Raw genomic sequence first — 24,811 nt, 5'->3', positions numbered from 1 at the left:
TCAGAATCTTTCATTTGAATATTCCGCATTTTAATGAAAGAAATACAGCAGGGATAACCCTGCTGATCATTATATATAAATACGGAATGACTTAATGCTTCAGCCCAGGAAGACTGTTCTGTACCATCTGTAAACGCTGGTCTGCATAGATATCTGTATATGGTGCCAGAATGCGCATAAAACGGTCGAAATAAAGCATCTGTTTAAACAGTAAAGCAAAGTCACGCGGGAAACGGATACCATGACGCTCACCAACACCCACCATATCCATCATGATGTCATTCAGATCAGCTGGGTTTGAAGACAGAATTTGCTGAGGATCAGCCATCAGCACTCCACTGAACAGCCTTTCCAGATCTTCTGCCAGAACTTTGGTATCAATCTTCTGACTGGTTGCCCCCATGTGCAGCATATTTTCAGCCATAGCTGTATAATCAGTCCGCTGTAAAGCATCCATAAATGCCATACATGCCTGCCATACCTCAGGTTTCAGCTGTCCAACAATTCCAAAATCAATAAATCCAACACGACCATCTTCAAGCAGCATCAGGTTGCCGGCATGCAGATCAGCGTGAAATGATTTACAGAGCATTAAGCTGCCAAACCATGTGTTCATTGCTGTAATCAGAACCTGAGACGGATCTTTAGACACTTTTTTGACCACTTCAAAATCTGTCAGTGGTACACCATACAGACGCTGCATGGTCAGTACACGGCGGGTTGAATGCTGGTGATAAACCTTTGGCGCAGTTGCTGCTGTATTCTGAGAAACATTCAGATAATTCACAAAATCATCCAGATTCTGTGCTTCCTCAATGAAATCCACTTCACGCACCATACGCGTTTTGATTTCTTCCACAATATCGGCAAGTGATGCAAATTTAACTTTAGGAACAGCACGTTCCAGCAGTTTTGTTGCCCAGTGCAGAACATTCAGGTCAGTGTAGAGAATCGTTTCCACCCCTGGTTTCTGCACTTTGATCACCACATCTTCACCTGTGACCAGTCGGGCTGCATGAACCTGAGCAATAGAAGCTGAAGCCAGTGGCTTTTCATCAATGGATGCAAAAATTTCACCCAGATCACGCCCTGCAAACTCAGAAGCCAGCACACCCTGCACATAGCTGAAAGGCAAAGTTGGCGTCTGATCCAGGCATCCCTGAAATTCTTCTACATATTCGCGAGGAAACAGGGATGGCGTGCTGGCAATAAACTGCCCAAGTTTGATATAGGTAGATCCCAGGGACTCAAAAGTCTCACGCATCAGTTTTGCGTTGCTGGGTTTCTCTGTGGCATATTTAATACCTGCTTTTGCAGCAATGACTGCCGTTTCCCCAACACGGGCAACCGACCGCAAGCCGTCCAGCCAAATATTGTTTTTCATAATATCGTTGTATCTTAAAATTTTCACAAGTTTAGCAAAAAAAGCTGCTCAGAGGCATTATCCTGCCTGACAACAGCTGCAAGCCTCATCTTTTTCAAAGGAAAGAATGCGCTGTTTCATATTCAGCCCATCCCATAACAACAGTTTCTGTCTGAGCGGTGTTTTGCCCAGTCCCAGATACAGTAAGGCATGATGTGCCTGAAGAGTTGCCATGACATTTGGTGTTGTTGCAAGAACTCCCGAATCTGCACATCTGAATCCTTCATTGTCATGGGCTTCTTTAGGAAACAGGCATTCATAACACGCAGTTGTAGCATCCACCATCAGTAACTGCCCCTGAAAACCGATAGCCGAAGCACTGATCAAAGGAACTGCATATCGGTTACAGATACGGTTAACCAGGTAACGGGTACTAAAATTATCACACCCATCCAGCACCAGATCCTGTCTTTCAACAAACTGATCAGCGTTTTGCTCAGTCAGATGGCAGCTATGGCTTTCCACCTGAATATAAGGATTGATCTGTCTGAGTTTTTCTGCGAGTTTTTCCGCTTTGTAAAACCCGACATGCTCATAACTGAAAGCGGTCTGTCTCTGTAAATTACTGATTTCAACTGTATCTGCATCGAGCAGCGTAATTTTGCCGACACCTGCCCGAGCCAGTAATTCTGCTGCTGTACAACCGATACCACCACAGCCGACTATCAGGACATTTGCCAGTTTAAGTTTTTCCTGTGCATCAATATCCCAGCCATCCAGCAGAATCTGTCGGCTATACAGATGCATTTCATCATCACTCAGTTCAAAATCTGCATCAGACGGTATACTCAATTGCGTTCCTGCATCCAGTTTTACATTTGCATCGATTATAGTAAAAAACTCAACATCAGTTCATTGAATCCTGGCAAATTTTCCTGTTTTACACTGCCTTTGCATCTTTTTCATCAAAATTAAGTTTAAACATCGGACTGACACTGAAATCTGTCATTTAAAACTTGAGTGCAGTCATCTTGCTCATTTAAAATATATAAAACAAAAATTTACAGGTTTTTTATGTGGGGAAAATTATTTTTACTTTCATTCATAACAATCATGATCAATACATCGGTACAGGCGGTTGAAGTCAACTCCATGCGGATCAATGGCAGTATTATCAGTATTGGAGATTCCGAATCATCATTACTGAAAAAAGCTGGAAAAACCTCCATCAGGCACTCAGTTCATATCAACAGAAATAACCAGTCCTGCTCTGCCCGTGAATATAACTATCGGATTGATTTACAGGAATATCGTGTCTATATCTGCTACAGCAAAGTGTTTCAGATAGACCGTATTAATCTTTAAATCCATATTTAACTTTATTCAAAATAAACATGCCATTTTATTCAGGGGATCCAATGCATAAATTTCTTATTCCATTTTCTTTACTGGCACTGTCCAGTAGCACTATGGCAAATCAACCACTGAATCCTGTGCCACTTTCGGCTCAATCCAGTTATTCAGCAACTCCTGCTGTGTCACTTCCAGGCAGACAGACTCCTGGCTTAGGACTTTCAGTATCTGCGGAATATTCAAATTTTGAAGCCACTCTGGATGACCGCTCTAAAATTGATCTGGATGGTGTTGCCCTGGCTGTTTCAATTAACCCACATCTGACCGGTTTTTATGGAAAGTTTGAAGCGCTGAAAAATACCGAATTTGATGCCGATTATTACGAATTTATCATGGGCGCACAGATCAATTTCATCAACTATCTGGGACTGTATGTACTTGGACAGGTCGGGGTGGGATATGCATGGGCAGAAACACCTGAAATGTACAATACCGTCAACTTTATGTCTTTGCCTGTAGGGCTTGAAGTCGGGCTTTCCCTTACACCTGAACTGTCAGTTTATGGTGGTGTCGGATATAAATGGTTATGGGATACAACATCTGAAAGTGTCTGTAACGATGGCAGTCCAAGTAACAGCACAGGAAATGGCACATGCTACTGGCATGGTGGTGTAGCATACTATAATGATACTTTCGGGGATGCTGAAGGTCTGACTTATAAAGCGGGTCTGCGTTTTAACTTCTAAAATGTAATGACAACAACAGCTCACAACTTCTGCTCAGACAACCAAGCTCAGGCTCGATATTCAGTATTAAAAATGCAAAAAAAAAGCACCCTTTCGGGTGCAAGAGCATAAACGTTTAAATCTATCAGAAACAGTTCAGTTTACTTTTTCAGTTTCCTGTGCTTTGGCGATCTCCTGCTGTTTCAGAAGATTACGCTGAATTTTACCGCTTGAGGTTTTTGGCAGACTCTCAACAAATTCGATCTCTCTTGGATAGGCATGCTTTGAAAGACGTGAACGCACATAGTCCTGGAGTTTCTGCATTAAGGCTTCAGAGGCAGATGGCTGATACTGTGGCTTGAGTACCACAAAGGCTTTCACCAGTTCTGTGCGTTCAGCATCCGGTTTCCCGATAACCGCAGACTCAAGTACTTCTTCACATTCAAGCAAAGTACTTTCCACATCAAATGGTCCGATCCGATATCCGGATGTTGTAATGACATCGTCAGCACGCCCTACAAAATCCACACCTCCATGTTCATTTAATCTGACTGTATCCCCTGTCAGATAATACTTTCCAGCAAATGACTTACGGTTACCACCACCATAACCTTTAAACCAGGTCAGCGGTGATTCTGAAAAATCAATCGCCAGTGTTCCAATTCCACCCTTTTCCAGTTCCTGATGATTCTGATCCAGAACAGCAAAACGGTGACCTGGATTTGCAAACCCAGCCGAACCGACTTTAATCGGATGCTCAAGTGCATGATGATTACCAATCACCATACCAAGTTCAGTCTGTCCATACTGATCAAAAATATTGACATTCAGATCATGATTGAACCAGTGAATCACTTCAGGGGTTAATGGTTCACCTGCACTGCTGACCGCACGTAAATGTTCTTTAATGGATTCATCAAACTTTTCTTTAAAGCCAAAAAACATACGGAATGCTGTCGGAGAACCTGTCAGATTACTGACCTTATATTTTTTAATCAGATGTACTGCATTGTCCACACTGAAGGCGCATTCATTCATGATAATGCTGTGCCCAAGTCCAAGTGGTCCTGTGATTCCGTAATATAGACCATAAGCCCAGCCTGGATCAGCAAGATTCCAGAATGAATCATTGTCACGCAGATCCACAGCGTGACGCATATATTCCTTAAATGCCAGTATCGCCTTTAAAGGAACCTGTACCGATTTTGCAAGACCTGTGGTTCCTGAAGTAAACATCATCAGGAAATCATCTTCAAAAGTCAGCATGACAGGTTCAAATTCCGTCTGATATTTTTCCAGTTCAGTCCAGAAGTCATTATCCTTTTTTTCAGCATTCTGCGCTGAATGAACCGTCAATATATGAGGAACAGCAATACTGTTCAGTTTCGGTCTCTGTTCTTCACAGGTCACGATCAGTTGCGTAGCCGCTGTCTGCACACGGTGCTCAATCGCTTTGGATTCAAATGCTGTAAACAGTGGCTGATAAACCGCACCGATTCGCCATGTTGCCAGAATCGTAATCAGCAGCTCAGGAGTTCTTGGCAGTAAACCTGCAATGCAGTCACCCTTTTTGATGCCTATGGACTGTAAATAATGAGCCATCTGAGCGGATGCCGCAGCAAGCTGATCAAAACTCCACTGCTGAAACTCTCCGTTTTTTCCTTCCCAGATCAGTGCTGTTCTGTCCTGCCCTGTATAACGTCCGCAACATTCCACATAGGCATTGATTGCCTGAGGTGAACCGCTTAACTGTTCTTCAATCAACTGCTCAAGATTAAAATCCTGGTGTGCCTGTTCCAGTGTCTTCATCACGATGAACTCCTATCCCTTGTACAAAACGTCACTGTTCTGTCTGTCCATTTTTCACTTTGTTGTTGTTCCGGAACATTCACTGTATGCAATGTTCATTTTTCTGTTGCTTTAGATAACCATGAATATCTGCGATCGACAATTTCCAAAAACCTCAGCTGTACTGCTTTTTTTGGGTATAAATCCATCAGCCTTTTTAAACACCATACTTACCCATAGTATGTTTATTACTTTTAGTTTGTTTGAAAAATAAAATCATGCCTAGAACCACTAGATTCAATCTTTTTGGCTGACTACTTGCCATTCACGCCTTAGGGATCAGTTATATTCGGGACATGATCAGACAGACACCATTTAACCCGAGCTGGTTTTTTAATATGTTGAAGTTTCGTGTATAACCGTTCAGGCAAAATACCGTCTGCAATTTTTATTTCCTGTGTCGTTTTATAATTTTCGACTTTTCAAAAAAAAATGGTACTGCACAAGATGATTTCCCTGTGCAGTACCATTTGTATTTTTCAGAAATAAAAGAAACTGCCAGTTGTCAGCTTAACTGATACACATAGCTGTCTTAGAGCATGATCTATGGAAAATCAGTCCGATTTATCCATGAATGACTTCACGGGCAATCACCAGACGCTGAATATCAGATGCGCCCTCATAAATCTGACTGACCCGCACATCCCTGTAAATACGCTCCACAGGAAAGTCGGATACATAACCATAACCACCATGAATCTGAATGGCATCTGAACAGACTTTTTCTGCAATTTCAGAGGCAAACAGTTTTGCCATGGAGGCTTCTTTCAGACATGGCAATCCTGCGTCTTTCAGTTCAGCAGCATGGTAAATCAGCTGTCGGGCAGCCTCAATCTGAGTCGCCATATCTGCAAGGCGGAATGCAACAGCCTGATGCTGTACCAGTTCAACACCAAAAGCCTTTCTTTCTCTGGCATATTCCACGGCGGCATCGAGTGCGGCCCTAGCCATGCCTACGCACTGCGTTGCAATACCTATTCTGCCGGACTCCAGATTTGCCAGTGCAATTTTATATCCTGCACCCTCTGTTCCTAGCAGGTTTTCTACGGGTATTCTGCACTGATCAAAAACGATGGTCGCAGTATCAGAACAGTGCTGACCCATTTTGTCCTCAATACGTGAAACCACATAGCCTTCTGTGTCTGTTGGTACAAGAAAACAGGAAATTCCTTTTTTCCCAGCCGATCTGTCCGTCACTGCAAATACAATTGCAAGCTGTGCATTCTGTCCTGATGTAATGAACTGCTTGGTTCCGTTCAGTACCCATTCATTACCATCTTTTTCTGCACGGCACAGAAGTGCGCCTGCATCAGATCCTGCCTGCGGCTCAGTCAGACAGAAACAGCCCAGCCATTCTCCCGTTGCCAGCAGGCCCAGATATTTCTGTTTTTGCTGTTCCGATCCATATTTCTGAATAATTCCACATGGCAGAGAATTCTGAACACTGACAATGGTGGAAATGGCTCCATCGCCCGCAGCAATTTCCTCTATAGCTGCCACAAGTGACACATAATCCAGTCCTGCACCGCCCCATTCCGCAGCAACGGTCATGCCCAGTGCTCCCAGTTCGCCAAGCTCTTTGAGTTCCTGGGCAGGGAAGCGTGAAGTTTTATCACGCTCAGAAGCTGTAGGCTTAAGCCTGCTTTGCGAATAATTCCGCAGCATGTCCTGAACCATTTTCTGTTCTTCATTTAAAATCATAAAAGTTCCTTTTTTATTCAGTTGCAGGATGTCAGGTTGACTGAATGATATGACTTCCCCTCAGAACCTGTTTACAGGCTCTGAAAGAAGTTAAAACTGTATATTTGTGGAATAAAAGTCTGATCAGACAGCCTGATTATTTTGGCTGCATACGGATTGCGCCATCCAGACGGATGGTTTCACCATTTAAATACGCATTTTCAAAAATATGCCCCACCAGATGCGCAAATTCTTCAGGTTTTGCAAGGCGTGGAGGAAACGGTACCATCGCTCCCAGTGCATCCTGAACTTTTTCAGGCAGTGCTTTAAGCATAGGCGTTTCCATAATGCCTGGCGCAACAGTCATCACACGGATTTTTTCACGTGCAAGTTCCCGTGCCAGAGGTAAGGTCATCGCCACCACTGCACCTTTAGAGGCAGAATAAGCAGTCTGTCCGATCTGACCATCAAATGCAGCCACAGAAGCAGTATTGACAATAACCCCACGTTCTTCTTCGCCTGCTTTCAGCTCATATTTTGCAATCACACTGGATGCAAAGCGCAGCATATTAAATGTACCGGTCACATTAATATTTAAAACTTTCTGAAACAGCGCCAGTTCATGAATACCATCCTTACCCAGCACTTTTGCTGAAGGACCGATACCTGCACAGTTCACCAACCCATTCAGCTGACCGTATTTTGCTTCAACCTGTTCAAAAAATGCCTGTACAGCTGCTTCATCAGTCACATCCAGCTGAACAAATTCAGAATGCTCCCCCAGTATTTTCTGAAGTTCTTCACCCATCTGCTGGTTCATATCCACCATAATGACTTTCGCGCCCTGCCCCACAAAATGCGTGGCGGTAGCAGCACCGAGACCCGAAGCTCCACCAGTGACAACGATAACTTTTCCTTTAATATTCATTTTATTTTCCTGTTCGTTATATATAGGACATCCGACTTAAGATGCAGAGTAATTGCAGTCCTGCTCAAGTACAATTTCCAAATATTGCATTTTTAATGATGTATTTGGACAATGACCGTCTTCCACAAATTAATGGATTAAGATGTGAATAATCAACTGCTGCAATACAGTAAAGGAACCATTTCCATTGCGCTGGTGCATGAAGCCCTGAAACCTGCACAGCTCAAAGGCTTCAGTATTACGGATATTCTGCACAAAGCAGGTATTGCAGAAGAAATCCTGCATTCTCCCCTTGCCCGTGTTTCAGTTGAAGCCTATGCGCAGCTGTGGATTGAAATCGCCAACAGTATGAATGATGAATTTTTTGGTATGGATACACATGCCATGCGCCGGGGCAGCTACAAGCTGTTATCCAGAATGGTGATGCATGCAGAAAACATGGAAACCGCTTTAATTCAGATTTTACAGTTCATGAATGTTGTGCTGGACGATTTTCAGAGCAATCTTTTTTCTGAAGAAAACTACAGTTATATCGTCATACATGATCAACAACCCAAAGGCATGTTCTGCTATGCCACATACCTGATGCTGATTCATGGTCTGATGTGCTGGCTGACCGGTCAGCGTGTGCCGATTAACCACATTGAACTGAAATGCGCACCTCCAGCAGATGATACCGACTATAAAGTACGCTTCTGTGAGAAAATCAGTTATCTGTCTGAGCGTAATTACATTCAGTTTGATGCCACATGGTTAAAAACTACCATTAAACAGGATGAAAGCTCATGGCGTCAGTTTATTCGTCAGACACCTCACAATCTGCTTGTCCGTTTCAAAAATCCTTTCGCACTCAGCTCCATCATCCGTAAACATCTGATCAACCGCCATCCTTCCGAATGGCATGAACTGAGTGAACTGCCACAGTATCTGAACATTTCTGAAGCAACCATACAGCGTCGCCTGAAAAATGAAGGCAGCAGTTATCAGCAGCTTAAAAATGAAATCCGCAGAGATACAGCCATTGAACTGCTGACCCGAACAGATCAGTCACTGCAGGAAATCAGTGATGAGCTGAATTTTCAGGACCCAAGTGCTTTCCATCGCGCTTTTAAAAAATGGACGGGGGTCAGCCCTGGCATTTATCGGAACAAGAGTGAAAGCTGAACGACTCAGTCATTTTAGACATTTATGTCATAGCTCCATGATTTAAATCACAATAATAAGATATTTTACAAATCATGACTGATGCTGCGCCTGCATTACATCTGAATCCATTTGCCATTCATTATAAAAAAGGTTACTTTTCAATCAATTTATGAGCATTTTTGCTCCTGCAGTTACAGCACCCTCTCCTGAATCACCTTATAGGTAATGACATGCTTAAGATGATTGATGTATTCGGACCCCGTCTGGTACAACATTTTTCCAGTTCTGTTTCAACCCAGCCCGAACAGTTTACTGAACTGTTGACTCAAAGCATCAACAATGCTGAAGATGCAGATCTACACAAGGCCGTGTCCCATTTTTTCAACCAGCAGGATGCTGTCAGTATTGCAGATGCACTGGATATCAACCCAGAACGTGTTCAGACTTTACTGTCTGCCACTTCACTGAAAGATGAGATGTATCTTGAAGATACAACCCGTATCATTACACTTTGCCTGGCACTGGAAACAGATGTTCTCCACCAGCTGGAAGTCTCAGATTTACTGGAAGATTATCCAGTTTAATTCACAAAAAAAGCGATCATGACATGATCGCTTTTTTTACATCTGGATTACCAGTTTTCACCCTGTTCCAGAGCAACATCCATCCACTGAGCCAGTGTGACACGGTCATTGCCGCCATAGTCCTGAATGGTCTGAATTTCACAGAAACCTGCATTCAGAAAAATATCACGGACTGCCTGTCCCTGATCATAACCATGCTCAAGTGCGATCCATCCATTTGGATTCAGCCAGTCCCGTCCCTGATAAATAATAATTTCAATATCAGACAGTCCTTTACCCGCAGCGACTAAAGCACGCTCAGGCTCAGATACAAGTGCAGGCATATGTTCATCATCTGCATCTATATATGGCGGATTGGATACAATCAGGTCAAAGCGCTGATCTGCAAAATCCTGCTGAAGCGCACTGAACCAGGCACCACAAGCAAATTTCACTCTGGACAGTTCATATTTTGCTGCATTTTCCTGAGCAACCTGCAAAGTCGGCAAATATATATCGGTTGCTGTCACCTGCCACAATGGTCTTTCACTGCTCAGAGACAATGCAATGGCACCTGTTCCAGTCCCCAGATCTATTACAGATGCCTGTTCCGGCAATTCAAGATTCAGACACTGTTCCACCAGTACTTCAGTATCCGGTCTTGGCACCAGTGTATCACGGGTCACTTTCAGATCAAGCGTCCAGAAAGGCTGTGAGCCGGTTACATAAGCAAGCGGTTCACCTTTTTCAAGCTGTGCCAGTCCTGCCAGAAAAGCCTGTTCCTGTTCGACTGACAGCTCTTTTTCACTCTGAAAACGCAGTTCCAGCGCACTCAGTTTTAAAAGGTGTTCGAGTAACCAGTTGGTTTCCTGGCGTTCATAGCTGTCAGCTTCACCGCGTATACAAAGCGCCTGTGCAATATTCATCAGCCACCATTCTGCTGAGCAAGCATCGCCAGCTGATCTGCCTGATATTCACGTTGCAGACTGTCCAGCAGTTCCGTCAGATCACCTTCCATCACCGCATCCAGTTTATATAAAGTCAGATTGATACGGTGATCTGTCATACGCCCCTGCGGGTAGTTATAGGTACGGATACGTTCAGAACGGTCGCCTGAACCCACCAGATCACGGCGCATTTCAGAAGTGGCTGCATCAGCTGCTGCACGTTTGGCATTTTCCAGTCTTGAAACCAGTAAAGCCATCGCTTTGGCTTTGTTTTTGTGCTGCGAGCGTTCATCCTGACATTCCACCACTGTTCCTGTCGGTAAGTGGGTAATACGTACAGCCGAATCAGTTTTGTTAATGTGCTGACCACCAGCACCTGATGCACGGTAAGTATCAATGCGTAAATCTGCAGGGTTGATATCCACTGTGGTGTCTACATCTATTTCAGGAAGAATTGCCACTGTACAGGCAGAAGTATGTACCCGCCCCTGTGACTCAGTTGCTGGCACACGCTGTACACGATGCGCACCACTTTCAAATTTCAGGCGTCCATAAACAGCTTCACCACTGACCAGACAGATAATTTCCTTATAACCGCCATGTTCCCCTTCATTTTCAGAAAGGATTTCTACACGCCAGCCCTGTGTCTCTGCGTATTTGCTGTACATACGGAACAGATCACCTGAGAAAATCGCGGCTTCGTCACCACCTGTTCCTGCACGGATTTCCAGATAAGCCGAATTTCCATCATTCGGATCTTTAGGAATCATGAGAATGTTCAGACGTTCTTCAAGCTGCTCAATCAGTGCTTTATTGTCCTTGATTTCTTCCTGAGCCATTTCCTTAAAGTCAGGATCTGTCAACATGGCTTCAGCAGTTTCAATGTCTTCTTCAGCCTGTCTGTACTTTGTCCATACTTCTGTAATTTCGGACAGGTCGCTATGCTCACGTGACAACTGACGGAAACGCTTATTATCAGAAATGACTTCAACATCAGCCAGAAGTGCATTTAATTCTTCGTGACGGTCAGAAAGTTGATCCAATCGTAAACGTAACGATTCTTTCATTTTACAAAATATCTCTAATACATGGTCAGCCAACGGGACTGACTCAAAAAATTGCCTGTAGTTTACCGTTTTAAGCATTTAATTGACATCATTATTCTTCATCAGCCACGGAGCCATACGCTACAGACGCCCTGTCTTACCCACTTTTAAAATTCTGCTTTCCCCACTTTCTCTTCACAATTCAGTTCATGCTTTAGCCAAAGCAGCTCTTTTGTACACAGTATTATTAAATACCGTACAAAGCAGACACATAAACAATAAATTAAGCAGAAATCTCTCCATATTTAGCCGCAACATTTTTGTTACATTTGCCTCAACGAAACTGATATATAACAGTCCCAGTTTTTTGGCGACATGGAGAATCATTATGAAACTTAATACAGTTCTGTTCAGTGCAGTGCTTGCGGCATCATCCATGATGGCCGTCAGCACACATGCAGACAGTACAACCCGTGTTGCAGCGGCAAGTGCTTTAGGCAGCGTAGTCGGTACTGCTGTTGGTAAAAACATGGGGGGAACTACTGGTGCAACCGTTGGTGCAGCTTTAGGTGGCGCAGGTGGTACAGCAGTTGCAAGTAACAAACGCAACCGTACCGAATCTGCCATTGGTGGTGCATTAGGTGGTGGAGCTGGCTATACCGTAGGTAAAAGCATGGGCGGAACCAATGGTGGTTATATCGGTTCCGCACTAGGTGCAGCTGGTGGTGCAGCACTGGGAAATAAGATTTCCAAAGATAAAGACTATGACCGTTCTCAGGAACGTAAATGGAAAAAACACCGTCGTCATCGCCACTGAACTGATCAGATATTCAGTGATAAAAAGCACCTTTTAAGGTGCTTTTTTATTTCCAGATCAAAGCTGATCCATCACCGGTTTATTTCTCAATAAAAACAGAACGGTTTTACTGATTCACTCAGATGCCCTGCTGTCTTTAACAGAACTGACTCAGCAACGGTAACATTTTCAGCCACTGAGCCATGCATAATCATGAAGAAAAATGGCAGATCATTAAACAATACAGCAACAGCCATATCCATATTTAAATCGCAGTCATGCAGTACATTAACCCTAAGACAGATAAATCAAAGAAACTTCAAAAAGGAGTTTGATATGAAATACCGTAATTTACTCATGACTGCCCTGATCACTACATCAGTATTAGGCGTTGCAAATGTTCAGGCAAACAGTGATACCCGCGTAGCGATTACTTCAGCACTGGGTGGTGTTGTCGGTGCAGCCATCGGTCAGCAAATGGGTGGTTCTACAGGTGCCATGATTGGATCTGCAATTGGTGGCGCAGGTGGCGCAGCAGCATCTGCCAGCAAACGTGACCGTAATGGCGCAGCGATTGGTGCAGCCCTGGGCAGTGCCGGTGGTTATACTGTAGGTCGTAATATGGCTGGCAGCAATGGTGGTTATATTGGTGCTGCTGTTGGTGGTGCAGGTGGTTCAGTCCTCGGACGCCAGGTCAGCGATGACCGCCGTTATGATGACGAACGTTATGACCGATATGACCGTTACGACAACCGCTATGGCTACCGTAACAACAATTACCGCTATAACAACCGTAACTACCGTCATAACAATGGCAATCATTATGGTCAGTATAAGAAAAACCGCTGGAATGATTAATCCATATTTCTGATTCATCCCTTTAAGCACCTTCGGGTGCTTTTTTTACGTCTGTATACAAATATCGAAATTATTCGATATACAACTGATTTAATATATCGTATTATTTCGATATATAGATTGTAGAGAATTTTAATGCGTAATCTTCAGGATATAAGTTTTTCCATTCTTGAACTGGCGCCTGTACGTGAAGATCAGGATGTAAACTTCTCCCTTCAACATGCGCTGGAACTCACCCAGCATGCAGAAAAACTGGGTTATGAACGCCTATGGCTGGCTGAACACCATAACATGGATGGTATTGCCAGTTCTGCAACCGCTGTCCTGCTGGGCTATTTACTGGCAAATACCCAAAAAATCCGCCTGGGTTCTGGCGGTATCATGCTCCCCAATCATGCGCCACTGGTTGTCGCTGAACAGTTCGGTACACTGGAAACACTTTATCCTGGACGTCTGGAACTCGGATTAGGTCGGGCACCTGGCACCGATCCTGTCACCATGCGGGCTTTAAGACGTGGCCGTCAGGAAACCGAAGATCAGTTCCCTCAGGATGTTCTGGAAATTCTTCAGTATTTTGGAGACAGACAGCCTGGTCAGCGTATCAGTGCAACCCCTGGTCAAGGTACACATATCCCTGTGTGGTTACTCGGCTCAAGCCTGTTCAGTGCGCAGCTTGCAGCACGACTGGGACTGCCTTATTCATTTGCTTCACACTTTGCCCCACGTATGCTTGGACAGGCAATTCAGCTGTACCGTGAAAACTTCCAGCCCTCTGAATACCTGGACAGACCTTATGTCTCCATGGGCGTACCGACTGTGGTCGCTCAGACAGATGAAGAAGCTGAATACCTCGCAACCAGTGTTTATCAACGTATTCAGGCTCTGCTGACAGGTCAGAGTCTGAAACTGAAACCGCCTGTAGATGGTATGGATGGACGATGGACAGCTTCAGAAAAAATTGCGGTGCAGAATTTCCTTGCAATGGCACAGATCGGCTCTCCTGAAACCGTTAAACAGGGACTGAATAAAATACTGTTGAACTATGATGTTGATGAATTCATCTTTACCTGTGATATTTATGACACAGATAAGCGCCTTGAAAATTTCAGCTTATTGATGGATATCAAACAGTCTGACTAAGCTATACAACCTGTTCAAAAGCCGCAATTAAATACTGCGGCTTTTTCATTATTAACCACTGTATATTGATTCAAATTGCCATCCTGTTCTGAACATGCATAATGGAAAATACAGAAATCGAATTTAAAAGAACAAAGGCAAATAATGAATCATTTAATGAATAAGCCGACCCCTGCTTTTATTGCTGCCAGCTGGGTCGCTTTACTTGCTGGAGCAGCAGCTTACTGTGTCGGTCTGTTTAATGCTCAGATGGCACTGAATGAAAAAGGTTACTATCTGATCCTGATTCTTTACGGCCTGTTTTCCGCTGTTTCATTACAGAAAGTGGTTCGGGATAAAATTGAAGGGGTTCACGTTACGCCAATCTACTTTGGTCTTTGCTGGGCTTCTGTAGTCATCTGTCTGGTTTTGCTGAGCATCGGACTATGGAACGCATCCCTGGATTTAAGTGAAAAAGGCTTCTATATCATGGCCTTTCTATTAAGTCTGTTTGGTGCTGTTGCTGTACAGAAAAATATCCGTGATATGGACTATTTAAGAAAGCACCATGTCTCCAGCAATGATCCTATGCCTGCTATTTCCAGTGAACCGTTTGATGATAATCAATCCTGATACAATCCTGTAAAAGCATCGCTGCTGCATTATATTTATGGTTAATCCGTCAGTTAACCATAAATTCTGCACACCTTTTTTCAGTGTGAATAATCTGCTGTATCTCTGTGATAAATTTTGTCCTGAACTGATATTGGGACTAAAGTTATTTTCAACACCTCTTTATTTTTCACTTTATAAATCAGCTAATTAATAAATTGACAAAATACATCATTTTAGTTTGAGCATTCCAGCAAGTCACAACATTCTGCAAACTCATAAACTGTTTCAGACAAACATAATCCTGCTGGATGTAAATTATGGCTTCTATTGATCTTGAACGTATGCTGGATAAAGTCAAAAACTCCCAATGGACTTTATCTGACATTGACTGGGATGCTCCAGGTCGTGAGCTGGTCACTGCTGAACAATGGCCGAAACTGAAAGACTTCATGGCAGATCTGATGTGGATTGAACATGAGGAGCCCGTGCATTTTCCGCAATGTCAAAAAAAGCACCGACTGAAACACTCCGTGAAATGTATGCCATTTTCCATGCTGAAGAACAGCGTCATGCCAATGCTGAAATGGCACTGATGAAACGCTGGGGCATGCTTGAAGGTGACATTCCCAGACCCAATAAAAATCTGCGTTTAATTATTGAATGGCTGGATACCTATGCAGATGATATGCCCTTTTATGTATTAGGTGCTGTGATTCCTATGCTGGAAGTTGCCCTCGATGGCGCGCTGTGTACATTCCTGCTTGATACCGTTGACGATCCGGTCTGTCACCAGGCTTTTGAATTGATCAATGGTGATGAAGCACGACATTTAGGTGTTGGTTTCAGTGTCATGGAAACACAGGGCATCAATAAAACCGTGATAGAACTGGGACAGATGGCAGCCCGTGTACTTGATCCACGCATGCTGTTGGGTATTCTGGCGTATCTTCCTCTCATTAATAAAATGCGCGATAACGTGATTAAACTTGGCTTACCAGAAGAAAAACTGTACGCCGCGATGAATAAATTTTCCCGCATCGGTGGTCGTACTGCTGAAGGACGCCGTAACCCCTGGTTCCAGATTATTCAGTTCCACGGTAAAAATGTCGTTGACCGTAATAAAAAATGGTTCCACATGCCAATTGATGCAATGGTAAAAGTGACTGACCAGATTCCAGAAAAATCTTTACCTGAGATACCATCCTGGATATATGAATTAACAGCTGAACCAAAAGCAACGCAATAAAACAAAAATGATGACAGGAACGATCATGGCCATAAAAAAACAGGAAGTAAATGTGCACGGAATATTTCAGAACACTGCCGAATTTTTTGAGCAGTTCAGAGGTAAAATCATTCCCTCACATGACATCAAACAGACGGACTTTAAAGATAAAAAAGTTGCCGTCATTGGTGCTGACCAGCATACAGTCACTCACCTGGAACTGATCAGCCAGTCTGCTCAGTTCATCAAAGTGTTTCAGATCACACCACATTTTGTGCTGCCCAATACCGAACGGGGACTGCAAAAACTGATCAATCATCCTTTAGTGATCAAAAACCGAAGACTGTTCAACAGCCGTGTCAAAAGTCTGCTCGCTTTACGCTATCTGGATTCACAGGTTCAGGATGCCTGGACCAGACGTCAGTTGACGCCAAATGTCGCAGCTGCAAATAAGGTTTTTCTTAAATCGGACAGCTATTACACCGCTCTGCAAAAGGAAAACTGTAAACTGATCACCTGGCCTGTGGTTAAAATCAGCGCAGATGCAGTACAGAGCATGGAAGGCATTGAGCACCTGGTTGATATTATTATCACCACCTATTGATTCAACCACTTGCCAGTATCTCAGTGGAACAATAAAAAAGAGGCAGATAAATGCCTCTTTTTTAATACCATCAATACCTGATTTTTTAATACAGCAGCAGATCAACTGAACTGCCCTTTTCGGACTTTATGTCATTTTTATAATGATCAATCTGAATCATTCAGAGCTTCAATATTAAAATTTCGCTTAATGATTTAAATAAAAAATGAGCAACCATCTACAGAATTATTATTCCACTGTTCACAAATCAGACAGACTTTTTTAAAGCCATTTTTTACGGTGCAAATTTCAGACAGTTTTTTATACATTATTTATCTGACTGATGAATATTTTATTAATCAATCTGCCAGGACAAAATAAATTTTGCCCTGACACCGAAAGCCATCCTGACAATCAAAACAGGCTTATCCAATACGACGTTTCAGACCTGTCATCTGTAAAATACGGGTTGAAATTTCTTCAATCGACATCTCAGACACATTCAGATATTTAATACCTTCTGAAATATAAATACCCTCAATCGCTCTCAATTCCATCTGGCACTGGCTGAAACTGGCATAACGGCTGTTCGCTTTACGTTCAGTACGGATTGCCACAAGACGCTCAGCATCAATCATTAAGCCAAAAAGTTTATGCTTGTGTGCCTTCAGAACGGCTGGCAGACGGTTATCGTCCAGATCTTCTTCAGTCAGAGGATAGTTCGCCACACGGATACCGAACTGTAATGACAGATAAATTGAAGTCGGAGTTTTACCCGAACGTGATACCCCAATCAGAATCAGATCGGCTTTGTCATAATGACGTGTACGGGCACCGTCATCATTATCCAGTGCAAAATGAACAGCATCAATTCTTGATTTATAAGACTCAGAGTCAGTCACTGCATGCGTCTGTCCGACTAAAGTTGTAGGAGCAGTGCCCAGAACATCAGACAATTTACTAATAAGACCTTCAAAAACATCAAGATTTACCGCTTTTGCCGTATTGATGATTTCACGGACATCGGGGTCTACCAGGGTATCAAATACAAGGGGTAACTGACCATCTTTTTCAGCCCGCTGATTGATCTCTGCAACCACGTTCATTGCAGCCTCTTCCGAGCTGATATAAGGGATAATATGAATGTCAAAATTAACATTTGGAAACTGTGCTAACAGCGAGTGTCCAAGGGTTTCAGCGGTAATGGCAGTACCATCGGAAACAAAAAATACACTTCGCTGAATCTGTTTACCTTCTGACATTAAAATTCTCCTTAAATATTTGTCTAAGTGCTATATAATCTTTATAGTAAACTGATCTTAGATAACTGTCCCCTGGTAAAAGCAAAAAGCCGGGCGAATTTGTTATAATTTAATGCCAAGATAGTGATTAATACTGCAAAAGTGGAGTAACAACTTTGGAAGCGCGCGTAATTGGTCTGGAAAAATTAGGGAAACACGACGTTGAACTCGTAGGTGGGAAAAACTCATCACTGGGTGAAATGATCAGTCACCTGTCAAATGCCGGTGTATCAGTACCAGGTGGTTTTGCTACCACTGCTGATGCGTATCGTGAATTTCTCGAGCAAAGTGGCCTGAACGCTAAAATTAATGCTGAACTTGCTGCACTTGACGTTGAAGATGTCAACGCACTTGCAGAAACCGGCGCAAAAATTCGTAAATGGATTGTAGACACTCCACTTACAGCAGAACTGGAAAAAGAAGTTCGCGAAGCTTTCACTGCGCTTTCAAGTGGCAACGCTGACATTGCGGTTGCTGTACGTTCTTCTGCAACTGCAGAAGATTTACCTGATGCTTCTTTTGCAGGGCAACAGGAAACCTTCCTGAACATCCGTGGTATTGATAACGTATTAATCGCGATCAAGGAAGTTTTTGCATCACTGTATAATGACCGCGCCATTGCATACCGTGTGCACCAGAATTTTGCACATGACATCGTTGCCCTTTCTGCTGGTATTCAGCGTATGGTTCGCTCTGAAACAGGTGCGGCTGGTGTAATGTTCACACTGGATACAGAATCAGGCTTCCGTGATGCTGTATTCATTACCGCTTCTTATGGTCTCGGTGAAATGGTTGTACAGGGCGCTGTCAACCCAGACGAATTCTATATTTCAAAACCACTTTTAAAAGCTGGCAGACACTCGATCCTGCGCCGTAACCTTGGCTCCAAACATCAGAAAATGATTTATGGCGAAGAAGGTTCAGCAGGTAAATCTGTTGTAGTTGTTGACGTTGAAAAAGCTGATCGTCAGCAGTTTGCATTAAACGATCATGAACTTCAGGAACTGGCTAAACAGGCACTGATTATTGAAGAACATTACCAGGCTCCGATGGATATCGAATGGGCAAAAGATGGTGATGATGGTCTGATCTATATTGTTCAGGCTCGTCCTGAAACTGTAAAAAGCCGTGAAAATGTCGGCACAATGGAACGCTACCTGCTGAAACAGAAAGGTACTGTTCTGTGTGAAGGTCGTTCAATCGGTCAGCGTATCGGTTCTGGTAAAGTCCGTATTGTGACTTCCATTAAAGAAATGGACAAAGTACAGCCGGGTGACGTTCTTGTATCAGATATGACTGACCCAGACTGGGAACCAGTGATGAAACGTGCCGCAGCAATCGTCACTAACCGTGGTGGTCGTACCTGTCACGCTGCAATTATTGCACGTGAATTAGGCGTACCTGCAATCGTTGGTTGCGGTAATGCAACTGAAGTACTGACTGATGGTCAGGAAGTGACTGTATCCTGTGCTGAAGGTGACACAGGCTTTATTTATGAAGGTTCTCTGGATTTTGAAATCCAGCGCAACTCTATTGAATCCATGCCTAAACTACCGTTCAAAATCATGATGAACGTGGGTAACCCTGACCGTGCATTCGATTTCGCTCAGATTCCTAACGAAGGGATTGGTCTTGCACGTCTTGAGTTCATCATTAACCGCATGATCGGTGTTCACCCTAAAGCATTGCTGAACATTGACAGCCTGCCACGTGAAACACGTGCTGCTGTTCTTGCCCGTACTGCTGGCTATGCATCTCCAATCGAATTCTATGTAGAAAAACTGGTTGAAGGTATTTCAACTCTGGCTGCTGCATTTGCTGACAAACCCGTCATTGTCCGTATGTCTGACTTCAAGTCAAATGAATATGCGAACCTGATTGGCGGTAAACTGTACGAACCTGAAGAAGAAAACCCAATGCTGGGCTTCCGTGGTGCGAGCCGTTATGTATCAGATAACTTCCGTGACTGCTTCGAACTTGAATGCCGTGCACTGAAAAAATCACGTGATGAAATGGGTCTGACCAACATTCAGATCATGATTCCATTTGTACGTACTGTTTCTGAAGCTAAACGTGTCATTGAATTACTTGGTCAGAACGGTCTTAAACGTGGCGAAAATGGCCTTAAAGTAATCATGATGTGTGAACTGCCAACCAACGCGTTACTTGCTGAACAGTTCCTTGAACACTTCGATGGTTTCTCTATCGGTTCTAACGACCTGACTCAGTTAACACTTGGTCTGGACCGTGACTCTGGTATCGTTTCCCACCTGTTTGACGAGCGTGATGCTGCTGTTAAAGCATTACTTTCCATGGCAATTCATGCATGCCGTAAAGCAGGAAAATATGTAGGTATCTGTGGTCAAGGTCCTTCTGACCATCCTGATCTTGCAAAATGGTTAATGGAACAGGGTATTGAATCTGTTTCACTGAACCCAGACTCAGTTTTAGACACATGGTTCTTCCTGTCTGAAGAAAAAGCTCAACAAGCTTAAGAATCTGTGTTAAAAAAAGACCCACATCTGGGTCTTTTTTTTCATCTATACTCTTATTTACGTTTTTGAGATTTTAGTTTTATGCATATTTACCTGGCACGTAACAATCAACAAGCTGGACCATATACCCTTGAGCAGTTAAATCAGATGCTGGCAAGTCAGCAGATTCTGTTAACTGATCTTGCATGGCACCAGGGGATGACTGAATGGAAGGCGCTGGGTGAACTCACTCAGGGTAAACTGGTCTATGAACCTGTCATGCAGACAACTACTGATATTTTCAGCCAGCAGAATATTCCATCAAACAGCGAAACTGCACAAACCAGTTCAACCACAGGCAGATTCAGTAACAGACCAGCAGCAGAAAGCTCTGAACTGGCATCCATCAACTCCAGAGTACTGGCAAAAATTATAGACCTGTTTCTCTGGTTCCCTGCCTTTGCTATTCCGTCATTCTTTTTCAAGCCCGAACAGCTTGAACAGTTAACTGCTCTGCAAAAACAGATGCAGTCAGCAACAAACTCCGAACAGGCTGTACAGTTTCAGCATCAGCTGATTGCCATGATTCCGAATGAAGCTTTCATCATGATAGGTATTTATCTGTTCATCATGCTGGCTTTACAGGCTTTTTTACTTGCCCGTCAGGGACAAAGCATCGGGAAAAAGATGCTGCGCATTAAAATTGTAGATGCAGATACAGCCGGTCAGGTCAGCCTGATGCGGGTATTTACCATCCGGACAGTTCTGTTTATTGTACTGAACCTGTTCCTGGTACCCTTTATCACAATTGCAGATTATGCATTTGGACTTGGGCAAAAACGTCAGACGCTGCATGACCGACTGGCTAAAACAAAAGTTATAAAACAATAAAAACACAGCTGTATTTCAGGAGAAAAGCCATCTCCTGAAATACACACTTAATTGATATTACAATAAAATTCTCATAAAAATTTTTAATTCCGAGTAAAAAAATCAGGTTTTATAACAGTTATTTAAAGCGTCTTTATGTATAGCTTAGTTTGTCGATATAAGGCATAATCCCCTACAACGTAGCGGTGTCTCATGATTGGGAAGGTTTTTCCGTGTTTACAGAAAATACATTTCCAATCATGCGACACTTTAATCGCTATCCCATATTTATATAGGGAATGGGACTCTTCACCGAGGTTGTAAAATGAGACAAACGATTTTAGCTGTATTGTCTTTATCTACGATTGCTGCACTCTTAACTGGGTGTGGTGGTGATATGGTACTTCTAAACTCTAAAGGTCCAGTTGCTGAAGGTCAAAGTAACCTCATGATGACTGCGATCTACCTGATGCTATTGGTCGTAATTCCGTCAATACTCATGGCTGTTTGGTTTGGTTGGAAATATCGCGCGTCGAATAAAGATGCAGACTATAAACCTACCTGGGCACACTCAACTACTATTGAAATCGTAGTTTGGGGTATTCCCGTCATTATTATTGCTATTCTTGCTTACTTAACATGGAAAGGTTCACATGAATATGATCCTTACCGTCCGATTGAGTCAGAGAAAGCACCACTAACCGTTCAGGTTGTTGCTGAGCAGTTCAAATGGATCTTTATCTATCCTGAACAGCAGATCGCAACTGTTAACGAAGTTCGTTTCCCTGAGCAGACTCCTGTCAATTTCCAGATCACTTCCAACTTTACAATGAACTCATTCTTCATTCCTAAGCTGGCAGGTCAGGTCTATGCAATGGCAGGCATGAAAACTCAGCTGCACATGCTGGCAGATGAAACCGGTGTATACCGTGGTTTCTCTTCCAACTACAGTGGTTACGGTTTCACGCAGATGCGCTTTAAAGCACACAGCGTCACTGAAGCCGACTTCAACAACTGGGTTGCAGCTGTTAAAGCAGGTAACGGTACTACTGTAAATGCAGAAGCAGTACAGAAACCTGTTTTGGATCAAGCAGAGTTGGCTGCGCTTAAAGATGGTGACCGTTCTAAGCACCAGATTGAAGCTATGGTCAAAAATGCTCACACCCCAGAAGAAAAAGCCCTTGCAGAAGAAGCTGAACGTAAAGGTCCATTCCCTACTAAGCCTCATCCTGTAACTTATTATTCTTCAGTTGAGCCTAACCTGTTCGATGGCATTATCAGAACATACATGAGTAACTACCATGGTGATGACCATGCTGCTCATGGAACTGCCAATGCTGCTGAACATGCAACTGCTTCAGTAGAGGAATAAGACATGTCAGTATTATTCGGTAAACTAAACTGGGACTCTATCCCATACCAGGAACCTATTGTACTTATTACCATGATCATCATGGCAATTGGTGCGATTGCAATTCTTGGTGGTATCACCTATTTCAAAAAATGGGGATACCTATGGAACGAATGGTTTACTTCTGTAGACCATAAAAAAATCGGTATCATGTATATCCTTGTTTCTGTAGTCATGCTTGTGCGTGGTTTTGCAGATGCAATCATGATGCGTCTTCAGCTGTTCCTTGCTAAAGGTGGCGGCGAAGGTTACTTACACCCTGACCATTACGATCAGATCTTCACTGCGCATGGCGTAATCATGATCTTCTTCGTGGCAATGGGTCTTGTTGTAGGTTTGATGAACATCTCTGTACCTCTTCAGATTGGTGCACGTGATGTAGCATTCCCATTACTGAACTCCCTGAGCTTCTGGCTGTTTGCCGGCGCTGCGGGTCTGATGATGGCTTCTCTTGTACTGGGTGAATTCGCTGCAACTGGCTGGATGGCATATCCTCCTCTTTCAGGTATTCAGTATTCTCCTGGTGTGGGTGTGGACTACTACATCTGGGCACTTCAGGTTTCAGGTCTTGGTACGCTTCTGACTGGTGTTAACTTCTTCGTTACCATCATTAAAATGCGTGCGCCTGGCATGGGTCTTATGGACATGCCTATCTTTACCTGGACTGCTTTATGTACAGCGGTACTGATCATTGCATCATTCCCTGTTCTGACAGCAACGCTTGCAATGCTGACTCTGGACCGTTACTTCGACTTCCACTTCTTCACAAATGACCTGGGCGGTAGCCCAATGCTGTATGTGAACCTGATCTGGACATGGGGTCACCCAGAAGTATATATCCTTGTATTGCCTGCATTTGGTCTATACTCTGAAATCGTTTCAACTTTTGCACGCAAAACGTTGTTCGGTTACAAATCAATGGTGTATGCAACCATCGCGATCACAGTACTTGCGTTCGTAGTATGGGTTCACCACTTCTTTACAATGGGTGCTGGTGCCAACGTTAACGCGTTCTTCGGTATCATGACCATGGTTATTGCGATTCCTACTGGTGTGAAAATCTTCTCATGGTTATTCACTATGTATAAGGGTCGTATTACATTCACATCACCAATGTACTGGACACTGGGCTTCCTTGTGACTTTCGGTATCGGTGGTTTGACTGGTGTATTAATGGCTGTTCCGCCTGCGGACTTCCTGGTACACAACTCTTTATTCCTGATCGCTCACTTCCATAACGTTATTATTGGTGGTGTAGTATTTGCAATGTTTGCAGGTATCACTTTCTACTGGCCGAAAATGTTTGGCTGGAAACTGAATGAGACCTGGGGTAAAGCATCTTTCTGGTTCTGGTTCTTCGGTTTCTACTTTGCATTCATGCCGCTTTATATCCTTGGTTTCATGGGTATGACCCGTCGTCTGAATACATATGACAACCCAGAATGGGATCCGTACCTTGCTATTGCACTCTTCGGTTCTGTCCTTGTTGCAATTGGTATCTTCTGCTTCATCATGCAGGTTGTTGTAGGCTTCTTACAACGCGAACAAAACATGGATCACACAGGTGACCCGTGGGATGGCCGTGTACTTGAATGGGCTACTTCATCCCCTGCTCCATTCTATAACTTTGCTGAACTTCCAAAAATCAATGGTATTGATACTTTCTGGAACGACAAAGAGAATGGTGTAGCATACGCTCGTCCAACGAAGTATGAAGATATTCATATGCCGACTGACCGTGCTGCTGGCTTCGTAATTGCAATGTTCATTACTGTAATGGGTCTTGCTTTAGTATGGCATGTGTGGTGGTTGGTTATCGCTACGTTCATTGGTGCTATCATCAGCTTCATCGTGAGTTCTTTCACGAAAAAAGTGGACTACTATGTTCCTGCAGCTGAAGTGGAACGCATCGAAAACGAACGTTATGCTTTACTTGAAAAACACTTGAAGAAGGACTAAG

24 protein-coding genes are annotated in these 24,811 nt (G+C 43.4%); 15 read left to right on the top strand and 9 right to left on the bottom strand.

All coding sequences use genetic code 11. The features are described 5' to 3' along the window. Positions 1-91 precede the first annotated feature (91 nt). Positions 92-1,384, bottom strand: a complete 1,293-nt coding sequence (locus tag CDG60_RS07430) for an ABC1 kinase family protein (RefSeq protein WP_087511478.1) — start codon at positions 1,382-1,384, stop codon at positions 92-94. A gap of 57 nt (positions 1,385-1,441) precedes the next feature. Further along, complete coding sequence (locus CDG60_RS07425; RefSeq protein WP_087511711.1) at positions 1,442-2,170, bottom strand: HesA/MoeB/ThiF family protein; 729 nt, start codon at positions 2,168-2,170, stop codon at positions 1,442-1,444. A 267-nt stretch (positions 2,171-2,437) separates the two neighbouring features. Between CDG60_RS07425 and CDG60_RS07420 the strand changes: the two genes are divergently transcribed. Together CDG60_RS07420 and CDG60_RS07415 are read left to right on the top strand one after the other, a co-directional pair. After that, positions 2,438-2,728: a hypothetical protein gene (locus CDG60_RS07420; protein ID WP_087511476.1), complete on the top strand. Its 291-nt coding sequence runs from the start codon at positions 2,438-2,440 to the stop codon at positions 2,726-2,728. A gap of 53 nt (positions 2,729-2,781) precedes the next feature. Further along, entirely contained in the window at positions 2,782-3,462 is a 681-nt protein-coding gene (locus tag CDG60_RS07415; protein ID WP_087511474.1) for a DUF3761 domain-containing protein, read from the top strand. 135 nt (positions 3,463-3,597) lie between these two features. Here the strand turns inward: CDG60_RS07415 and CDG60_RS07410 are convergent, their stop codons facing one another. The 3 genes from CDG60_RS07410 to CDG60_RS07400 form a co-directional block, all read right to left on the bottom strand. Then, positions 3,598-5,250, bottom strand: a complete 1,653-nt coding sequence (locus tag CDG60_RS07410; RefSeq protein ID WP_087511472.1) for an AMP-binding protein — start codon at positions 5,248-5,250, stop codon at positions 3,598-3,600. 603 nt (positions 5,251-5,853) lie between these two features. Beyond that, positions 5,854-6,990, bottom strand: coding sequence for an acyl-CoA dehydrogenase family protein (locus CDG60_RS07405; RefSeq protein ID WP_087511470.1), 1,137 nt, complete (start codon positions 6,988-6,990; stop codon positions 5,854-5,856). 136 nt (positions 6,991-7,126) lie between these two features. Continuing rightward, a complete protein-coding gene (locus CDG60_RS07400; RefSeq protein ID WP_087511468.1) occupies positions 7,127-7,897 on the bottom strand; it encodes a 3-hydroxyacyl-CoA dehydrogenase in 771 nt (256 codons plus the stop codon). Positions 7,898-8,041: 144 nt separating this feature from the next. On the opposite strand from CDG60_RS07400, the gene CDG60_RS07395 reads away from it, so the two are divergent. Next, complete coding sequence (locus tag CDG60_RS07395) at positions 8,042-9,061, top strand: AraC family transcriptional regulator (RefSeq protein ID WP_118868736.1); 1,020 nt, start codon at positions 8,042-8,044, stop codon at positions 9,059-9,061. A 212-nt stretch (positions 9,062-9,273) separates the two neighbouring features. Further along, complete coding sequence (locus CDG60_RS07390; protein WP_087511466.1) at positions 9,274-9,627, top strand: hypothetical protein; 354 nt, start codon at positions 9,274-9,276, stop codon at positions 9,625-9,627. A gap of 47 nt (positions 9,628-9,674) precedes the next feature. On the opposite strand, the gene prmC is transcribed toward CDG60_RS07390, so the two are convergent. Next, a complete protein-coding gene (gene prmC, locus CDG60_RS07385) occupies positions 9,675-10,532 on the bottom strand; it encodes a peptide chain release factor N(5)-glutamine methyltransferase (RefSeq protein ID WP_087511464.1) in 858 nt (285 codons plus the stop codon). Further along, positions 10,532-11,620: a peptide chain release factor 1 gene (gene prfA, locus CDG60_RS07380; RefSeq protein ID WP_087511462.1), complete on the bottom strand. Its 1,089-nt coding sequence runs from the start codon at positions 11,618-11,620 to the stop codon at positions 10,532-10,534. Before prfA ends, prmC begins: the two co-directional genes overlap by 1 nt. Before the next feature lie 367 nt (positions 11,621-11,987). On the opposite strand from prfA, the gene CDG60_RS07370 reads away from it, so the two are divergent. After that, positions 11,988-12,416, top strand: coding sequence for a glycine zipper domain-containing protein (locus CDG60_RS07370; protein ID WP_087511458.1), 429 nt, complete (start codon positions 11,988-11,990; stop codon positions 12,414-12,416). Between the two features lie 86 nt (positions 12,417-12,502). Here CDG60_RS07370 and CDG60_RS18150 read toward each other — a convergent pair whose 3' ends face one another. After that, positions 12,503-12,658 carry a hypothetical protein gene (locus CDG60_RS18150; RefSeq protein WP_160116996.1) on the bottom strand — a complete coding sequence of 52 codons (156 nt, stop codon included), beginning with the start codon at positions 12,656-12,658 and terminating at the stop codon, positions 12,503-12,505. A gap of 73 nt (positions 12,659-12,731) precedes the next feature. Here CDG60_RS18150 and CDG60_RS07365 point away from each other — a divergent pair, with 73 nt between their 5' ends. The 6 genes from CDG60_RS07365 (at position 12,732) to CDG60_RS07345 (ending at position 16,816) form a co-directional block, all read left to right on the top strand. Continuing rightward, positions 12,732-13,253 (top strand): YMGG-like glycine zipper-containing protein, encoded by a 522-nt coding sequence (locus CDG60_RS07365; protein WP_087511456.1) that lies wholly within the window; start codon positions 12,732-12,734, stop codon positions 13,251-13,253. Between the two features lie 135 nt (positions 13,254-13,388). Continuing rightward, positions 13,389-14,393 carry an LLM class flavin-dependent oxidoreductase gene (locus CDG60_RS07360; protein ID WP_087511453.1) on the top strand — a complete coding sequence of 335 codons (1,005 nt, stop codon included), beginning with the start codon at positions 13,389-13,391 and terminating at the stop codon, positions 14,391-14,393. A gap of 144 nt (positions 14,394-14,537) precedes the next feature. Continuing rightward, positions 14,538-15,005 carry an inner membrane protein YiaA gene (gene yiaA / locus CDG60_RS07355; RefSeq protein ID WP_087511451.1) on the top strand — a complete coding sequence of 156 codons (468 nt, stop codon included), beginning with the start codon at positions 14,538-14,540 and terminating at the stop codon, positions 15,003-15,005. Between the two features lie 299 nt (positions 15,006-15,304). After that, complete coding sequence (locus CDG60_RS18520; protein WP_264757147.1) at positions 15,305-15,580, top strand: hypothetical protein; 276 nt, start codon at positions 15,305-15,307, stop codon at positions 15,578-15,580. After that, positions 15,487-16,233 (top strand): ferritin-like domain-containing protein, encoded by a 747-nt coding sequence (locus CDG60_RS07350; RefSeq protein ID WP_264757146.1) that lies wholly within the window; start codon positions 15,487-15,489, stop codon positions 16,231-16,233. Before CDG60_RS18520 ends, CDG60_RS07350 begins: the two co-directional genes overlap by 94 nt. 25 nt (positions 16,234-16,258) lie before the next feature. Beyond that, the gene (locus tag CDG60_RS07345; RefSeq protein ID WP_087511449.1) at positions 16,259-16,816 is read left to right on the top strand and encodes an NAD(P)/FAD-dependent oxidoreductase; all 558 of its coding nucleotides are present in this window, start codon (positions 16,259-16,261) and stop codon (positions 16,814-16,816) included. Positions 16,817-17,220: 404 nt separating this feature from the next. Here the strand turns inward: CDG60_RS07345 and ppsR are convergent, their stop codons facing one another. Continuing rightward, the gene (gene ppsR, locus CDG60_RS07340; RefSeq protein ID WP_087511447.1) at positions 17,221-18,057 is read right to left on the bottom strand and encodes a phosphoenolpyruvate synthetase regulatory kinase/phosphorylase PpsR; all 837 of its coding nucleotides are present in this window, start codon (positions 18,055-18,057) and stop codon (positions 17,221-17,223) included. 155 nt (positions 18,058-18,212) lie between these two features. On the opposite strand from ppsR, the gene ppsA reads away from it, so the two are divergent. The 4 genes from ppsA to cyoB all read left to right on the top strand — a co-directional run bounded on the left by ppsA (position 18,213) and on the right by cyoB (position 24,810). Next, a complete protein-coding gene (ppsA, locus tag CDG60_RS07335) occupies positions 18,213-20,591 on the top strand; it encodes a phosphoenolpyruvate synthase (RefSeq protein ID WP_087511445.1) in 2,379 nt (792 codons plus the stop codon). 81 nt (positions 20,592-20,672) lie between these two features. Beyond that, positions 20,673-21,461, top strand: coding sequence for an RDD family protein (locus CDG60_RS07330; RefSeq protein ID WP_087511444.1), 789 nt, complete (start codon positions 20,673-20,675; stop codon positions 21,459-21,461). Positions 21,462-21,765: 304 nt separating this feature from the next. After that, complete coding sequence (gene cyoA / locus CDG60_RS07325; protein ID WP_087511442.1) at positions 21,766-22,812, top strand: ubiquinol oxidase subunit II; 1,047 nt, start codon at positions 21,766-21,768, stop codon at positions 22,810-22,812. Positions 22,813-22,815: 3 nt separating this feature from the next. Next, a complete protein-coding gene (cyoB, locus tag CDG60_RS07320) occupies positions 22,816-24,810 on the top strand; it encodes a cytochrome o ubiquinol oxidase subunit I (protein WP_087511440.1) in 1,995 nt (664 codons plus the stop codon). The last annotated feature ends 1 nt before the right edge of the window (position 24,811 follow it).

It is taken from the genome of Acinetobacter chinensis, assembly GCF_002165375.2.
Classification (GTDB): Bacteria; Pseudomonadota; Gammaproteobacteria; order Pseudomonadales; family Moraxellaceae; genus Acinetobacter; species Acinetobacter chinensis.
Note: the sequence above shows the minus strand (reverse complement) of the source record. Positions and strands in the feature narration are given on the sequence as shown.

Coding starts and splice junctions, on each gene's coding strand:
- CDG60_RS18150 (WP_160116996.1), bottom strand. CDS start 12,658: ATGGATATGGCTGTTGCTGTATTGTTTAATGATCTGCCATTTTTCTTC.
- cyoA (WP_087511442.1), top strand. CDS start 21,766: ATGAGACAAACGATTTTAGCTGTATTGTCTTTATCTACGATTGCTGCA.
- ppsR (WP_087511447.1), bottom strand. CDS start 18,057: ATGTCAGAAGGTAAACAGATTCAGCGAAGTGTATTTTTTGTTTCCGAT.
- CDG60_RS07430 (WP_087511478.1), bottom strand. CDS start 1,384: ATGAAAAACAATATTTGGCTGGACGGCTTGCGGTCGGTTGCCCGTGTT.
- CDG60_RS07425 (WP_087511711.1), bottom strand. CDS start 2,170: ATGCATCTGTATAGCCGACAGATTCTGCTGGATGGCTGGGATATTGAT.
- cyoB (WP_087511440.1), top strand. CDS start 22,816: ATGTCAGTATTATTCGGTAAACTAAACTGGGACTCTATCCCATACCAG.
- CDG60_RS07370 (WP_087511458.1), top strand. CDS start 11,988: ATGAAACTTAATACAGTTCTGTTCAGTGCAGTGCTTGCGGCATCATCC.
- CDG60_RS07330 (WP_087511444.1), top strand. CDS start 20,673: ATGCATATTTACCTGGCACGTAACAATCAACAAGCTGGACCATATACC.
- CDG60_RS07365 (WP_087511456.1), top strand. CDS start 12,732: ATGAAATACCGTAATTTACTCATGACTGCCCTGATCACTACATCAGTA.
- prfA (WP_087511462.1), bottom strand. CDS start 11,620: ATGAAAGAATCGTTACGTTTACGATTGGATCAACTTTCTGACCGTCAC.
- prmC (WP_087511464.1), bottom strand. CDS start 10,532: ATGAATATTGCACAGGCGCTTTGTATACGCGGTGAAGCTGACAGCTAT.
- CDG60_RS07405 (WP_087511470.1), bottom strand. CDS start 6,990: ATGATTTTAAATGAAGAACAGAAAATGGTTCAGGACATGCTGCGGAAT.
- yiaA (WP_087511451.1), top strand. CDS start 14,538: ATGAATCATTTAATGAATAAGCCGACCCCTGCTTTTATTGCTGCCAGC.
- CDG60_RS07400 (WP_087511468.1), bottom strand. CDS start 7,897: ATGAATATTAAAGGAAAAGTTATCGTTGTCACTGGTGGAGCTTCGGGT.
- CDG60_RS18520 (WP_264757147.1), top strand. CDS start 15,305: ATGGCTTCTATTGATCTTGAACGTATGCTGGATAAAGTCAAAAACTCC.
- CDG60_RS07390 (WP_087511466.1), top strand. CDS start 9,274: ATGCTTAAGATGATTGATGTATTCGGACCCCGTCTGGTACAACATTTT.
- CDG60_RS07360 (WP_087511453.1), top strand. CDS start 13,389: ATGCGTAATCTTCAGGATATAAGTTTTTCCATTCTTGAACTGGCGCCT.
- CDG60_RS07420 (WP_087511476.1), top strand. CDS start 2,438: ATGTGGGGAAAATTATTTTTACTTTCATTCATAACAATCATGATCAAT.
- CDG60_RS07415 (WP_087511474.1), top strand. CDS start 2,782: ATGCATAAATTTCTTATTCCATTTTCTTTACTGGCACTGTCCAGTAGC.
- CDG60_RS07350 (WP_264757146.1), top strand. CDS start 15,487: ATGTCAAAAAAAGCACCGACTGAAACACTCCGTGAAATGTATGCCATT.
- CDG60_RS07410 (WP_087511472.1), bottom strand. CDS start 5,250: ATGAAGACACTGGAACAGGCACACCAGGATTTTAATCTTGAGCAGTTG.
- CDG60_RS07345 (WP_087511449.1), top strand. CDS start 16,259: ATGGCCATAAAAAAACAGGAAGTAAATGTGCACGGAATATTTCAGAAC.